Here is a 12,858-nt window from a genome sequence, read left to right on the forward strand (position 1 = left end):
GAATCATATTCATGATTACCTGATCAGCCGCTTGCGCATGGCGCGTATGGCCAGGATAAAAAACACGCTGCTGAACGCCAGCAGATATCCCAGGCTGGTGAAAAGACCGGACTCCATCCTGCCCGTGGCGGCAAGCCGGGAAATCTCCACCAAATGATACAGCGGCGAAAGCTGGGCCACGAGCTGCGCCCATTCCGGCAGACCGGCCACTGGAAAAAAGGTTCCGCTGAACAGAAAAAGCGGCGTGATGAAAAGAAACATCGGCAGGTTGAACATGTCGATACTCGGGGTGATGCCGGTGAAATACATGCCCACCGACCCGAAGGCCATACCCCCCAGGAAGGCCAACGGCAAGATCCACAGCCCCTCCGGCAACCGCACCAGCCCGAACAAGGCGATCACCACCAACATCAAAGCCGCGGCCATGACGGACTTGGTGGCTCCCCAGAGGATTTCTGCGGTGATGATCTCTTCCAGCGACAGCGGCGTGGCCAGCATCGCGTCAAAGGTCTTCTGGTAATACATGCGCACAAAGGATGCGAATGTGGTCTCGTAGAAGGCGTTGAACATGATGGCAGTGGCCAGCAGAGCCGGCGCGATGAAGGCCACGTAGGTCAACTCTTGCCCCGCATAGATCACATCGCCGATCAATCCGCTGAATCCCACGCCAAAGGCCACCAGGTAGAAGATCGGCTCCAGCAGGGGCACGAGAAAATTGACCTTCCAGATCCGCCGGTACACCACCAAGTTGCGTTCCCAGACCCGCAACAGCCTCCGGGAGTACTGCATGAAAAATTGCCGTGACAGGTTCATTCCCTTAAACCTCGCCCGGTCAACCGCAGGAACACGTCCTCCAGGGTAGCCAGCCTGAAAGTGCAGGTCTGGGTGCAGAACGTGCCGCGCAATGTCTGCTCCAGCTCATGCCCACGATCATTGTAGATGATGATCCGCGATTCCAGGTCTTCATGGGCAAGTTCGTGAGCTCGCACGAACTCCCGCAACTCCTGGGACGGCGACTCCACTTCGATCACCGAATCACCGGCATATTCCCGGATCAGCTTGACCGGCGCCCCTTCCACAAGCAGCTTGCCGTGGTCGACGATGATCAGGCGGTCGCATAGACGAGCAGCTTCCTCCATGTAGTGGGTGGTCAAAAGCATGGTCAGTCCCCGGCCCCGCAACTCCTTCAGCTTGGTCCAGACCTGATGCCTCGACTGTGGATCAAGGCCCGTGGTCGGCTCATCCAGAATGACCAGTTCCGGGTTGTTGATCAATGCCCGGGCCAGCATCAATCGCCGGGCCATGCCTCCGGACAGTTCCAGGACCCGGGCCGACTTCTTGTGCTCCAGGGCGAAGAATTCCAGCAGTTCCGAGGTCTTCCGAACCGCCACCACCCTGGGGATGTTGAAATATCCGGCAAAGACAAGCAGATTCTGTTCCACGGTCAGATCCGGATCCAGAGTATTCTCCTGCTGGCAGACCCCCAGCCGGGACCGGATATCCCGCCACCCCACCCCGATATCCTGATCGAAAACGCGCATCGTCCCGGACGTCAAGGGCGAGAACCCGTAGATCATCCGAATGGCCGTGGTCTTGCCCGCGCCGTTGGGTCCAAGAACTCCGAAGAACTCCCCTTTGGCCACGGAAAAACTCAAATCATCCACCGCAGTGAACGACCCGAACTGTTTGCGCAAATTGCTGGCTTCAATGACGGTTGGAGTGGTCGAGGGCATAGATGATTGGGGAGAAAAATGAACCCGCCTTCGCGGGTATGACTGCCCCGGAGACGGCTTTAACAACAAGCCATTCCCGAGAGGGCGGGAGCCCAGGTCATGCTTGCCTCAAGTTTTTGAAAGTAACCTTTCCTGCTCAGAAGGCTGAGTAGTTACAAACATTTCATTATAATATCGCCCTCAACCTGAAGTCCAGCGCGGAAACCACCCCAATGGCAGGGGCAGCCCCGTATCCTAAGATTCCGCGTTATCTTTTCAACGGGCCAATCCCACCATGCGATTTGCTCCAGCGCCAGAACGATGTGCTCTGGGAAGCGGAAACGAATTATCCTGGCCGGATTCCCGCCGACAACGGCATAGGCCGGCACGTCGGAAACAACCACTGACCGTGAGGCGATAACCGCCCCGTTGCCGATCGTGACGCCGGGCATAAGCATGGCTTCATACCCTCTCCAAACGTCATTTCCAATGACGGTGTCACCTTTGTAGGCCTTGCCGTCATCCACAAACGCCCCCTTCTCCCACCCTTTGCCGAAGATGAAGAAGGGATAGGTTGAAATAATCCACAACCGTTTCAGGTTGCAAATGGCATAGATCTTGGTGCTGCCGGTTTATTCATCGATCAGGGCGTCAAGTGTTTATTCCATGCCTTTGCGTCCAGGGAACCGCCCATGATGTCTTGTCTCAATTTTGTTTCATAGAAAGGGGTCAAGTCTTCAACAGACTGGACTTCGCACTGAAAAGGAAAACACATTGGACTTGACCAACCGCTTATCCCTCCGCCGGTCCGGGATCGGGGAAATCGTTCAGGTGAGGTTTAACGGCTTTGCCCAGCCAGGCGATGGTTCGGCCGAGGTGGTTCATGTTCCGCAGTCCCTCCTCGTCCTGGAGCACGTCGCCCTTGTGCAGGCCGTATCCCAGGTTCCAGTAGATCGATCCGGGAACGATCATCGAGGACATCAGAAACATGTGGTTGATGGTGTCGAAGACATGCGTGCCCCCTCCCCGGCGCACCGCGACCACGGCAGCTCCGATCTTGCCGCGCAGCAGTCCGCCGTTGGCCACGCTGACCAAGCCCGTACGGTCCAGCAGGGCCTTCATCTCGGCGCTGACGTCGGTGAAATACGTGGGGGAACCGAAAACCAGGGCATCGGCTGCCAGGACCTGCTCCAGGATGTCGTTCAGCGCGTCCGAGGTCACGGCACAGCGCTCGTCCTTGTTCTCAAAGCATTTGTAGCAGGCTATGCAGCCCGAGATTTTCCTGCCGCCCAACTGAACGAACTCCGTTTCCCAGCCCTCGCCCGCTAGCGGCTCCAAAACCTTGCGCAACAGGACTTCCGTATTGCCGCCCTTGCGCGGACTTCCGTTGACTGCCAACACTTTCATTGTCTCCACCTCCATCAATGTCATATCTAAAACATAGGCCCAGTTCTTTCATGATCTAGGGTGGCCTCATCCGTCACTTGGTCATCGGCATACGCGGGCAAGGTGAAATATATGGTTGTCCCTTTGCCAGCTTTGCTGTTCACCCATATTCTGCCGCCGTGCTTTTCAATGAATTCCTTGCACAACAACAGACCGAGTCCCGTTCCTTTTTCGCCGCCAGTTCCTTTCCTGGAGCGCATCTTGTCCAATCTCAGGAGGTTGGACAGAGTTTCCTCATCCATCCCGATGCCATTGTCCTTGACGGAAACCGTGACGAAATCTTCGTTACTGTCGGCGCGAACATGCACCTTTCCCGCATTGCTCGAGAACTTGACGGCATTGGTGAACAGATTGCGCAGAATAGTATCCAACATGTGTTTGTCGACAAGCACACTTAATCCTTCCGGAATTTCGGATTGGAATTCGACATCCTTCTGCAGAGCGACCATCTTGATAAACTCGATGTTGCGATCGACCATTTCCGCCAGATCGCACCGGCCCGGCTCGTACGCGATTTCACCTCGTTGCGCCAGCGCCCATTCCAACAGGTTTTCGAGGAGACGATGCAGGTTTTCAGCGGATTCCTGCATGTCATGGGACAACCGTTGGATCTCATTCAGAGACAACTTGTCGACACGTTCCGTCAACATTTTGATGAACACGAGAAACCCCATGAAGGGTGACCTGAGGTCATGCGCGATGATGGAAAAGAATCTGTCCCGTTCCGCCAGAGCTGTCTCAAGTTGACGCTCCTTCTCAAGCAGTTCGGTGATGTCGGTGTTCGTGCCGAACCAGCGTACGATACGGCCCTGGTCGTCACGGATGGGAACAGCCCGCGACAGGAACCAGCAGTACTGGCCGTCCTTGCCGCGCAGAGGGAAGGTGTCCTCCCATTCCTCTCCTGTTGAGATGCTATGGCTGGCACTCTCCACGACGCGGTCCACGTGCTCGGGGTGGTGAACCTTGCGCCAGCCCATCCCCTGCGTCTCCTCAAAGGTGGTGCCGGTATAAACGTACCAGCGTCGATTGTACCAGAAAATAAAGCCCTTCTCGTCGGCCATCCAGGCCAACTGGCTCATGTTGTCGGCAAGGGTGCGAAAGCGTTCCTCGCTCTCGCGCAGAGCCTGCTCAATGCGCTTCCGCTCGGTTATGTCGATGAAGGTGGCGATAATCCCGATCTGTTCATCATTCGGCATGCGGATGGGCGCGGCGTTTACAGAGATGAAGTGCGGCTGGTCATCCCCTTTCAGGTACACCAGAAGCTCCTTGGACCGTACTGTCTCGCCACGTGCGGCTCGCCTAATCGAAGCGTCATCAGATGTTACCAGGCCGCCTCCGGGCAGGCTCGCGCGCAACATCGCCAGTCGCGAGGCGAGATCCGCCTCGCGAGTGCGGGGATCGTACTGGAGGAGATGTTCCGCGGCAGGATTCATGCGCTTGATCTTCTCATCGAGTCCATAGATGACCACACCTTCGGCAAGGGCGTCGAGTGCGGCATCGAGTTCACTCGCCCTGAGCTCTGCCTTTATTTTCGCCTGCTGAAGCTCCTTCTCCAAGTTCGCACGCTGGGTAATGTCACGACCGACGAGTACCACGCCCCAGATGCGTCCACGGTCGTTCCGCTCGGGCATGAAGCGGCAGTGGTGGACATAGGAACCGTCCCGTGTGGCGAATGCGATCTCCGCGGTCTGCTCCACGCCCTCCTCGAGTGCCTTGTGGGCGGTACTTTCCAGTCTCCTCAGAGTTTCACCCTTTAGCCCGGCCTCGGCCAGCGTGCGGTGCAGTAATTGGCTTGCCGGCAGACCCGTCAGGCGTTCTATGGAGGGATTGACGTATGAGAGACGCATCTCGAGATTGAGCCTCGCAATGAGGTCGGATGAGTTCTCCACAAGAAGCCTGTAACCAGTATTGGCACTTAAAAAGGACTGGAGGGCATCTTCAACGCTTTGGCGACCCTCTCTGGAATCCCGGTAGGTCGCAAGTACGCCCGCAAGGATGAAGCCGAATCCAAAAATTTGACTGATTCTGCCAAGCCAACTCAGGGGAGTGTGCACCGCATACATAAGGCCGAAACAAATTAAAGCAGTTATGATGAGAACGAGGCCGAGCAAGAACCAGTAGCCGAAAACCGAGCGAATGCGCCGGTATACGGAGTACTGTTCTTTCAAGGCAACGACAAAAAGGACCAGGGCAGTTGTAAGCACGAGTTGGCGTATGCGCGTCGGCCCTTCTCCCTGAACAAAAAAGGTTGGCAGGTTGCCACTGAGGCTTGCCCAGTAGACCAGCAAGGGAAGTAGAAGCATGCTGGTGTAGACCAGGGCCAGCAAAGAGAACTTAGCCCCTCCTTGAGAATAGGAACCAGACTGAAGTCGCTGGTGTGTGCTCACGAAGCAACTCGCGGCAAAGGCGAGCGTGCTTATATTGTGGACCGTTACGATATCATTGGCTCCTAGCCCAAAGGCCGAATAGAAACTCGTCAGCACGTTGGCAATGCCGAAGGCCACCACGCCGCCACCAAGCGCAAGCACGCTTGGCTGTCCCTGGCGCAGATAGATTCTGGCGAATAGAATGGCCATGATCCCGCATGGGATGATAATAAACAAAAATGTTGCGGTCTGGAGGAGAAAAGGTGAATAGTAAACGGTCCGAGAATCTTGCAGCGTGAGCAAAACCACAAGGATCGGCAGCGTGATCGCGGTGAGCAGGCCCAGACGTCTGCCCTTGCCTGGCCCAAGGAGGCGCGACATGTTGAAATGACTCATTGCTTCTTTAGCGGACGACATTAAACAGTCTCTTAAGTATCCAAAGTTCAAGTTATATTCTTACACTGCCATAATCATAATCACCCAAAACGTGCAATACCCAGATAGTTGTAACTGGCTATCCGCAACCCGGACACGTATCCGGTCTCCAGTTCCCTGATCCGGAATCCGCCTTGGGTGATGAGTTTTGGAATGTCGCGGTTCAGGTGACACCCGCCCGCCAAGCGCATCCAGATCGGCGTCAGGCGATCCTGCCACGAATGCACGCTGGGATCGGGAGAAACGCCGTGCTCGCAGAACAGCAGCGATCCTTCGGGCTTCAGCACGCGAGCCATCTCCGCGAATGTTTTTTGCGGATCGGCAATGGTGCACAAGGTATAGGTCATGACGATGGTATCCATGCTCCTGTCCTCAAGCGGCATTTCCTCACCCGGCGCTTTGAGGATCTCCACCTCGAAGGGAGCGTCGCGGACGACGTCTTCCGCGATCTTCGTCATCTCGGAATATGGGTCCAGTCCCCACAACTTGGAGACGTTGCGGGAATCATAGAACGGCAGGTTCAACCCGGACCCGAATCCGACCTCCAGAACATGCCCCGAGGCACGAGGAATCACTTTCTTCCGCTGACGCATCATCGGCTTCATGCCGCATGTAAGATGCGTCGCTCTGGGAAGGATGTATTTTCTGTAAAACGACATTATCCCTGCCTGAATACGTCGTGCAGAATCGATAACGGATCTTTTACCTGTTTTGAATCGGAATAAGAAAAGAATAGGCATCGAAACATGCAATGACAATTAAATGCCTTTGTCGGATGTCCAGCCTGCGCCAGCGAGAAAACACGGAGTCAAACAGATGACGATTGCCGAACCGAGAAGAAGATATTACTCGATACGGCTGCCGTTTTTCAACAAATGCAACCATCGAAGCGAGTTCACATGTCCACCCGCCTGCTCGACCGCACGGCCTCGATCATCGCCACCCTCGGCCCCTTCGGCCATCTGCCCAAGATTCCCGGCACCTGGGGCTCGCTGGCGGCAATTGCCGCCGCGCCCTGGCTGTTCATGCCCTTGTCCTTCTCCATGCGCGTGATGGTGCTGATGCTTATTCTCCTGGTCGGCACCTGGGCCGCGTCGCGTTCGGAGCGGATTTTTGGACGCAAGGACCCGGGCTGCGTCGTGGTGGACGAACTGCTGGGCCAGTGGCTGACCCTGCTGCCCTTTGCCGTGCTCTCACCGGTTCAACTGGCTGCCGGGTTTGTCTTTTTCCGCATTTTCGACATCCTCAAACCTTGGCCGATCCGCTATGTGGACCGCAATGTCCCCGGAGGCTTCGGCGTCATGGTGGACGACTGCATCGCCGCCATACCCGCGGCAGCAATGCTCTGGCTCATGATTCTTTTCCTTTGATCCCAGGAATGCAAAAGGGAGGGCCTTGCGACCCTCCCCAGGTGAAAAGACATTTCAGAACTGAAAACGTAACTACTCAGCTCATCCGAGTAAAAACGGACTGGATACCCGCCTTCGCGGGTATGACTGACTCGAAGACGGGATTGGAAAAACAAGTCATTCCCGCGAAGGCGGGAATCCAGGTCATGCTTGCCACAAGTTTTTGAAAAGCCACCTTTTTCCCGCTCAAGCTGAGTAGTTACCAGAGAACAACAAAAATCATCAAATCGGACATGCCAGCGGCTCCACGCCCCAAATGTCCCGGGCATATTCGGCCACCGAGCGGTCGCTGGAGAACTTGCCCATCCGGGCCGTGTTCAGGATGGAGCGGCGAGTCCATTCTTCCTGGTCGCGGTAGACCAGGTCCACCTGTTCCTGGCAGTCCACGTAGGCCCGGTAATCGGCCAGAACGCAGTAATAGTCCCCGTTGTGCAGCAGGGAATCCGTGATGGGCGCGAACAGGTCGGGATCGCGCGGTGAAAAGACGTTCCGGGAAATCATGGACAGCACTTTTTTCAGTTCCGGATCGCGTTCGCAATAGTGCCAAGGGTTGTAGCCTGAACGCCGCAAATCCCGGATTTCGTCGGCGGTGCGGCCGAAGATGAACATGTTCTCCGCGCCGATTTCCTCGAGCATTTCCACATTCGCCCCGTCCAGGGTGCCGATGGTCAGTGCGCCGTTGAGCGCAAACTTCATATTGCCCGTGCCCGATGCCTCGTATCCCGCCGTGGAGATTTGCTCCGAAAGTTCGGTTGCCGGTATGATCCGTTCGGCCTGGGAAACGCAGTAGTTGGGCAGGAAGATCACCTGCAGCCGTCCTGCCATGTCGGCATCGTTGTTCACCACGTCCGCCACGGCGTTGATCAAGCGAATGATCAGCTTGGCCATGAAGTAGGACGGAGCCGCCTTGCCGCCGAAGAAGACGGCCCGGGGAGTGAACTCGCCGCCGGGATTGGCCTTGATGCGATTGTAGAGGGTGATCACGTGCAGCACGTTGAGCAGCTGGCGCTTGTATTCATGGATGCGCTTGACCTGCACGTCGAACATGGCGTCCAGGTTGCACTCGATGCCGATCTTGCGCCGGACGTAGTTCGCCAGGAGTTCCTTGTTGGCGCGTTTGACCTTCCGCCAGCGAACCCGGAATTCCGGATCATCGGCATGGGGCGAAAGCTGCTCCAGCTTGTCCAGATAGCAAAGCCAGTTTCCGGGTATCTTCTCCGAGATCAGCTCGGTCAATCCCGGGTTGGCCTGGTTCAGCCAGCGCCGGGGCGTGACCCCGTTGGTGATGTTCCGGAAGCGGCCCGGAAACACCTCGTGAAACTCCGGAAACACCACGCTCTTGATGATCTCGGTGTGCATCGCGGCCACGCCGTTGACCGAAAAGCTGCCCACAATGGCCAGATTGGCCATGCGCACGGACTTCTCGGGATGCTCCTGGATGATGGACAGGCGGGATTTGCGGCTGTCCGGATCCGGATGACCGTCCGCCAGCGTATCCAGCCACTGCATGAAGCGGTGGTTGATCTCGTAGATGATCTCCATGTGCCGGGGCAGAACGCGCTGGATCAAGGAACAGGGCCAGGTCTCCAGGGCCTCGGGCAGGATGGTGTGGTTGGTGTAGGCAAAGACCCTGGTGCAGATGTCCCAGGCAGTATCCCAGTCCAGAAGTTCCTCGTCCACGAGGATGCGCATCAACTCGGGAATGGCAATGGTCGGATGGGTGTCGTTGAGTTGAATGACCACCATTTCCGGAAACATGTCAAAGGTGTCGTGCTTCTTTTTGTAGCGGCGCAGGATGTCTTCCAGGGACGCGGCGACAAAAAAGTACTGCTGCGACAGCCTGAGCACCTTGCCCGTCAATTTCTGGTCGCTGGGATAGAGTACCTTGGAGATGGTTTCGTCCCGGATCTTCGCTTCCAGGGCGCCGATATAGTTGCCGGTGTTGAAGTATTCCAGGTTGAAATCCATGGTGGACTTGGCTGCCCAGAGCCGCATGTTGATGGTCTGGCCGTTGCGGAATCCGGGCACGAGCAGATCGCAGGCCATGGCCAGCACCTTTTGCGTATCCACCCAGCTATGCCGCAACCGCCCCTGATCATCCACCCAGGTCTGCACATGCCCGAAAAAATTGACCGGCTTCATGTACCGGGCCCGGTCGAATTCCCAGGGATTGCCCCGCTTGGTCCAGTTGTCCGGGCTCTCCACCTGAGCGCCGTTTTCAATCATCTGGTGAAACATGCCGTAGTCGTAGCGGATGCCGTACCCGTAACCCGAAATGCACTGGGTGGCCATGGAATCCAGATAACAGGACGCCAGACGGCCCAGGCCGCCGTTACCCAGCCCGGCATCCCATTCCACCTCGGCCACGTCCTCCAGGTCCAGCCCGAAATCTTTCAGGGCCTGCTGGGCCGTTTCCGTCAGACCCAGGCAGTGCAGGCTGTTCATCAGCGATTTGCCGGGAAGGTACTCCATGGACAGATAGTAGACCCGCTTGGCTTTATCCTTGTAGTAGGAGCGCTGCGTCTTGATCCACTGGATGATCATCCTATCCCGCACGGCCAGGGCCAGACCGTGATAATAGTTGTAGTCGCTGGGCCGGGCGTAATCATTGCCCTGGGTGGAAACCACATGCCGGATGATGTCCCGTTTCAACCCCTCCACGGTATTGTCTTCCCGCAGTCCGATGTCCGCGTCGAACGTTTTGCAACTCAAATCAAATGAAGGGGCTGTCTGCTTTCCGCCCCCGGTCTTTCTGGTCATACAAACTCCCTTATGGTATTTTTTAGTAACTATTCAGCACATGCAGTGCGATCATTCACCAGCACTGAATTCCGCTTTCGCCGGATGACGTATCATAGCAAGCCTTATTCAATTCAGTCATACCGGCGAAGGCCGGTATCCAGGCCGAATATTCTCAAATGAGCTGTGTAGTTACTTTTTTTACAGCAAAGCATGATTCGCCCGGAACATGCTGCCCACTCTGATCGACAACATTGGGTAAGATACAGAAGAACAGCACATGTTGCAAAGGTGCGCTCCCCACCTTTGTCTGGAAGCACCGTTGAACAACCGCGGCAACGTCTGGAGCGTTCTTGGAGGTCAATCCATATGATCATCGTCACCACGCACACCAATACCGACTTTGACGGCTTGGCCTCCATGGTCGCCGCGTCCTATCTCTATCCGGAGGCGGTGCGCGTGGCCCCCGCCCATGTCCAGCCTTCGGTGCGCGATTTTTTGGCCGTTCATTGGGACATGCTCCAGCTCAGGTCACGAAACGCTCTGAACGTTTCCGAAGTTGAGCGGCTCATCGTCACGGACACCTCCAACTGGGAACGTCTGGACGCTCTGGATGAACTGGCCCGGCGGGACAACTTTCCGGCCATTATCTGGGATCACCACATGACTCCTGGTAACATTGAGGCAGAGGAAGAACATCGGGAAGAGGTCGGGGCCACGGTGACCCTGCTCCTGGAGCGGATGAAAGCCCGGGACTGCGCATTTTCGCCGGTCCAGGCCACTCTCTTCCTGCTGGGCATCTACGACGATACCGGCTCCCTGTCCTTTCCGAACACCACGTCCAGAGACGCGGGGATGGCCGCTTTCCTGCTGGAAAACGGCGCCGACCTGAACGTGGTATCCGCTTATCTGGACAGCGCTCTTGACGCCCGGCACCTGGATATCTTCTCCCGCATGCTGTCCGAATCGGAAACGTTCGCCATTGGAAGCCTGCAACTTGGCGTCTGCGTCCAGGACACGCACAAGGGATTGAACATGCTGCCCACGGTGGTCAGTAAGTTCAAGGAAATAAAGGGGCTTGACGTTGCCTTCGGCATATTTCCCATGAGCGCCCGGAAAACGGTGGTCATTGGTCGCGGCAATCCGAAAATGTTCGACGTGGGCACCCTGGCGCGCGTGCTGGGCGGCGGCGGGCATCCCGGGGCCGGTTCGGCCGTTGTCCACGCCCCCACTGATGCTGTCCGTGAGCGGGTCATCGAACTGATCCGCCAGGCGCCGGGCAGGGAAATACCTGTCCGCAATCTGATGACAAAGACCAGCGAATGCATCCCGGCCGGGGTCACGATCCGGGAGGCAGCCGCCCGCCTCGCCCACGCCGGACGTCAGGCCATGCTCGTGGTGGAGGATAACCACAGACTTCTGGGATCATTCGCCAAGGAACAGACGGCTAAAATCAAGCAGGACCGGCAATGGGACAGGCCGGTCACATCCATGATCCGCCAAAATCTTCCCGTCATCCACCCGGACCAAAGCGTCCGGGAAGCTCTCCAGCTCATGGCGCATTCCGAGCTTGGCTTCCTGCCGGTCGTGGCAGACGGTCGTTTGATCGGAGAAATCACCAGGTCAGCTATCATCTTGAACATGTATGATTTCTGAGGGTTCTCAGGCAAGCCGGCTCTAGCTGACTTGTTGAAAATTCTACTGCTTGCGGTGCCAGTCCCACGCAGTTCGGATGATGCCTTGCAAGTCGGGGATTTTAGGCTCCCAGCCGAGAATTCTTCGGGCCTTGTCCGCCACGGCCACCAGGGCCGGCGGATCTCCGGCCCGGCGGGGCGCGTCCGCCACCGGCACCTCCCGGCCTCCGACTTCCTGAACCGTCTCGATGACCTGCTGCACCGTATGGCCCGTGCCCGTACCCAGATTGAAGGCCTCGCTGCGGTCTTCGGCGAGAAGAAACTTCAGCGCGGCCACATGGGCTTCGGCCAGATCGGCCACATGAATGTAGTCCCGGATCGCCGTGCCGTCCGGTGTGGGGTAATCGCGGCCGAACACGGACAATGCCCTGCGTCTGCCCAGGGCGGCCAGAATAGCCAGCGGAATGAGATGGGTTTCGGGATCGTGCTCCTCGCCCACGATCCCGTCAGGATCCGCTCCGGCGGCATTGAAATAGCGCAACGCCACATGACGTAGGCCGTACGCCGTATCGAAATCCTTGAGCATCTGCTCGATCATCAGCTTGCTCCAGCCATAGGGATTGACCGGATGCTGGGGATGGTTCTCGGGAATGGGGATCTCCTTCGGCTCTCCATACGTGGCGCAGGTGCTGGAAAAAACCATGTACCGGCAGTCGTGGCGGCGCATGGCTTCCAGCAGACTCAACGACCCGCCCACGTTGTTCCGGTAATACTTCTGGGGATCGGTCACGGATTCGCCCACGTAGGCATAGGCCGCGAAATGGATCACCGCCGCCGGAGCATGGCGGGAGAACACCGCATCCAGGGTCTGGGCGTCCAGGATGTCGCCGCGGACCAACTCGCCCCATTTGACGGCCCATTCGTGGCCGTAGACCATATTGTCCAGCGTCACTGGCCGATATCCCGCCGCAGCCAGGGCCTTGCACGTCTGGCTGCCGATATACCCGGCGCCGCCCGTTACCAAAATGCAGTCGCTCATCCTCTCTCCTCGCTTGGCCATGGACTCGCGGTTCATGGCTGATTTGCCTTGTCCTTCCTGCCTCGGTTCCATAACCGT

At 57.2% G+C, this 12,858-nt stretch carries 9 protein-coding genes and 1 pseudogene; 2 read left to right on the forward strand and 8 right to left on the reverse strand.

Translation table 11 applies throughout. The features are described 5' to 3' along the window. Window positions 1-15 precede the first annotated feature (15 nt). From BLP93_RS01350 to BLP93_RS01375, 6 genes and pseudogenes are all read right to left on the reverse strand, one after another. Complete coding sequence (locus tag BLP93_RS01350) at window positions 16-813, reverse strand: ABC transporter permease (protein ID WP_244148609.1); 798 nt, start codon at window positions 811-813, stop codon at window positions 16-18. Next, entirely contained in the window at window positions 810-1,694 is an 885-nt protein-coding gene (locus BLP93_RS01355; RefSeq protein ID WP_341844724.1) for an ABC transporter ATP-binding protein, read from the reverse strand. The genes BLP93_RS01350 and BLP93_RS01355 overlap by 4 nt, the downstream gene beginning before the upstream one ends. Before the next feature lie 191 nt (window positions 1,695-1,885). After that, a pseudogene (locus BLP93_RS01360) lies at window positions 1,886-2,293 on the reverse strand (CatB-related O-acetyltransferase); the annotation flags it as partial. Window positions 2,294-2,504: 211 nt separating this feature from the next. After that, complete coding sequence (locus BLP93_RS01365) at window positions 2,505-3,119, reverse strand: flavodoxin family protein (RefSeq protein WP_092116538.1); 615 nt, start codon at window positions 3,117-3,119, stop codon at window positions 2,505-2,507. Window positions 3,120-3,145: 26 nt separating this feature from the next. Further along, window positions 3,146-5,941, reverse strand: a complete 2,796-nt coding sequence (locus BLP93_RS01370) for a PAS domain-containing sensor histidine kinase (protein WP_092116434.1) — start codon at window positions 5,939-5,941, stop codon at window positions 3,146-3,148. Window positions 5,942-6,000: 59 nt separating this feature from the next. Continuing rightward, window positions 6,001-6,618 carry a class I SAM-dependent methyltransferase gene (locus BLP93_RS01375; RefSeq protein ID WP_092116436.1) on the reverse strand — a complete coding sequence of 206 codons (618 nt, stop codon included), beginning with the start codon at window positions 6,616-6,618 and terminating at the stop codon, window positions 6,001-6,003. A gap of 240 nt (window positions 6,619-6,858) precedes the next feature. Here BLP93_RS01375 and BLP93_RS01380 point away from each other — a divergent pair, with 240 nt between their 5' ends. Then, window positions 6,859-7,329: a phosphatidylglycerophosphatase A family protein gene (locus BLP93_RS01380; protein ID WP_092116438.1), complete on the forward strand. Its 471-nt coding sequence runs from the start codon at window positions 6,859-6,861 to the stop codon at window positions 7,327-7,329. 261 nt (window positions 7,330-7,590) lie between these two features. On the opposite strand, the gene BLP93_RS01390 is transcribed toward BLP93_RS01380, so the two are convergent. Then, the gene (locus BLP93_RS01390) at window positions 7,591-10,128 is read right to left on the reverse strand and encodes a glycogen/starch/alpha-glucan phosphorylase (protein WP_092116442.1); all 2,538 of its coding nucleotides are present in this window, start codon (window positions 10,126-10,128) and stop codon (window positions 7,591-7,593) included. Window positions 10,129-10,476: 348 nt separating this feature from the next. Here BLP93_RS01390 and BLP93_RS01395 point away from each other — a divergent pair, with 348 nt between their 5' ends. After that, the gene (locus tag BLP93_RS01395) at window positions 10,477-11,763 is read left to right on the forward strand and encodes a CBS domain-containing protein (RefSeq protein ID WP_161946150.1); all 1,287 of its coding nucleotides are present in this window, start codon (window positions 10,477-10,479) and stop codon (window positions 11,761-11,763) included. Between the two features lie 42 nt (window positions 11,764-11,805). Here BLP93_RS01395 and galE read toward each other — a convergent pair whose 3' ends face one another. Next, window positions 11,806-12,780 carry a UDP-glucose 4-epimerase GalE gene (gene galE, locus BLP93_RS01400; RefSeq protein ID WP_092116446.1) on the reverse strand — a complete coding sequence of 325 codons (975 nt, stop codon included), beginning with the start codon at window positions 12,778-12,780 and terminating at the stop codon, window positions 11,806-11,808. Between the last annotated feature and the right edge of the window lie 78 nt (window positions 12,781-12,858).

Source organism: Desulfonatronum thiosulfatophilum (genome assembly GCF_900104215.1).
Taxonomy (GTDB): Bacteria; Desulfobacterota; Desulfovibrionia; order Desulfovibrionales; family Desulfonatronaceae; genus Desulfonatronum; species Desulfonatronum thiosulfatophilum.

Bases quoted from the DNA above. Each gene is read 5' to 3' on its own strand.
- BLP93_RS01375 (WP_092116436.1), bottom strand. From the start codon at position 6,618: ATGTCGTTTTACAGAAAATACATCCTTCCCAGAGCGACGCATCTTACA.
- BLP93_RS01390 (WP_092116442.1), bottom strand. From the start codon at position 10,128: ATGACCAGAAAGACCGGGGGCGGAAAGCAGACAGCCCCTTCATTTGAT.
- BLP93_RS01350 (WP_244148609.1), bottom strand. From the start codon at position 813: ATGAACCTGTCACGGCAATTTTTCATGCAGTACTCCCGGAGGCTGTTG.
- BLP93_RS01370 (WP_092116434.1), bottom strand. From the start codon at position 5,941: ATGTCGTCCGCTAAAGAAGCAATGAGTCATTTCAACATGTCGCGCCTC.
- BLP93_RS01365 (WP_092116538.1), bottom strand. From the start codon at position 3,119: ATGAAAGTGTTGGCAGTCAACGGAAGTCCGCGCAAGGGCGGCAATACG.
- BLP93_RS01395 (WP_161946150.1), top strand. From the start codon at position 10,477: ATGATCATCGTCACCACGCACACCAATACCGACTTTGACGGCTTGGCC.
- galE (WP_092116446.1), bottom strand. From the start codon at position 12,780: ATGAGCGACTGCATTTTGGTAACGGGCGGCGCCGGGTATATCGGCAGC.
- BLP93_RS01380 (WP_092116438.1), top strand. From the start codon at position 6,859: ATGTCCACCCGCCTGCTCGACCGCACGGCCTCGATCATCGCCACCCTC.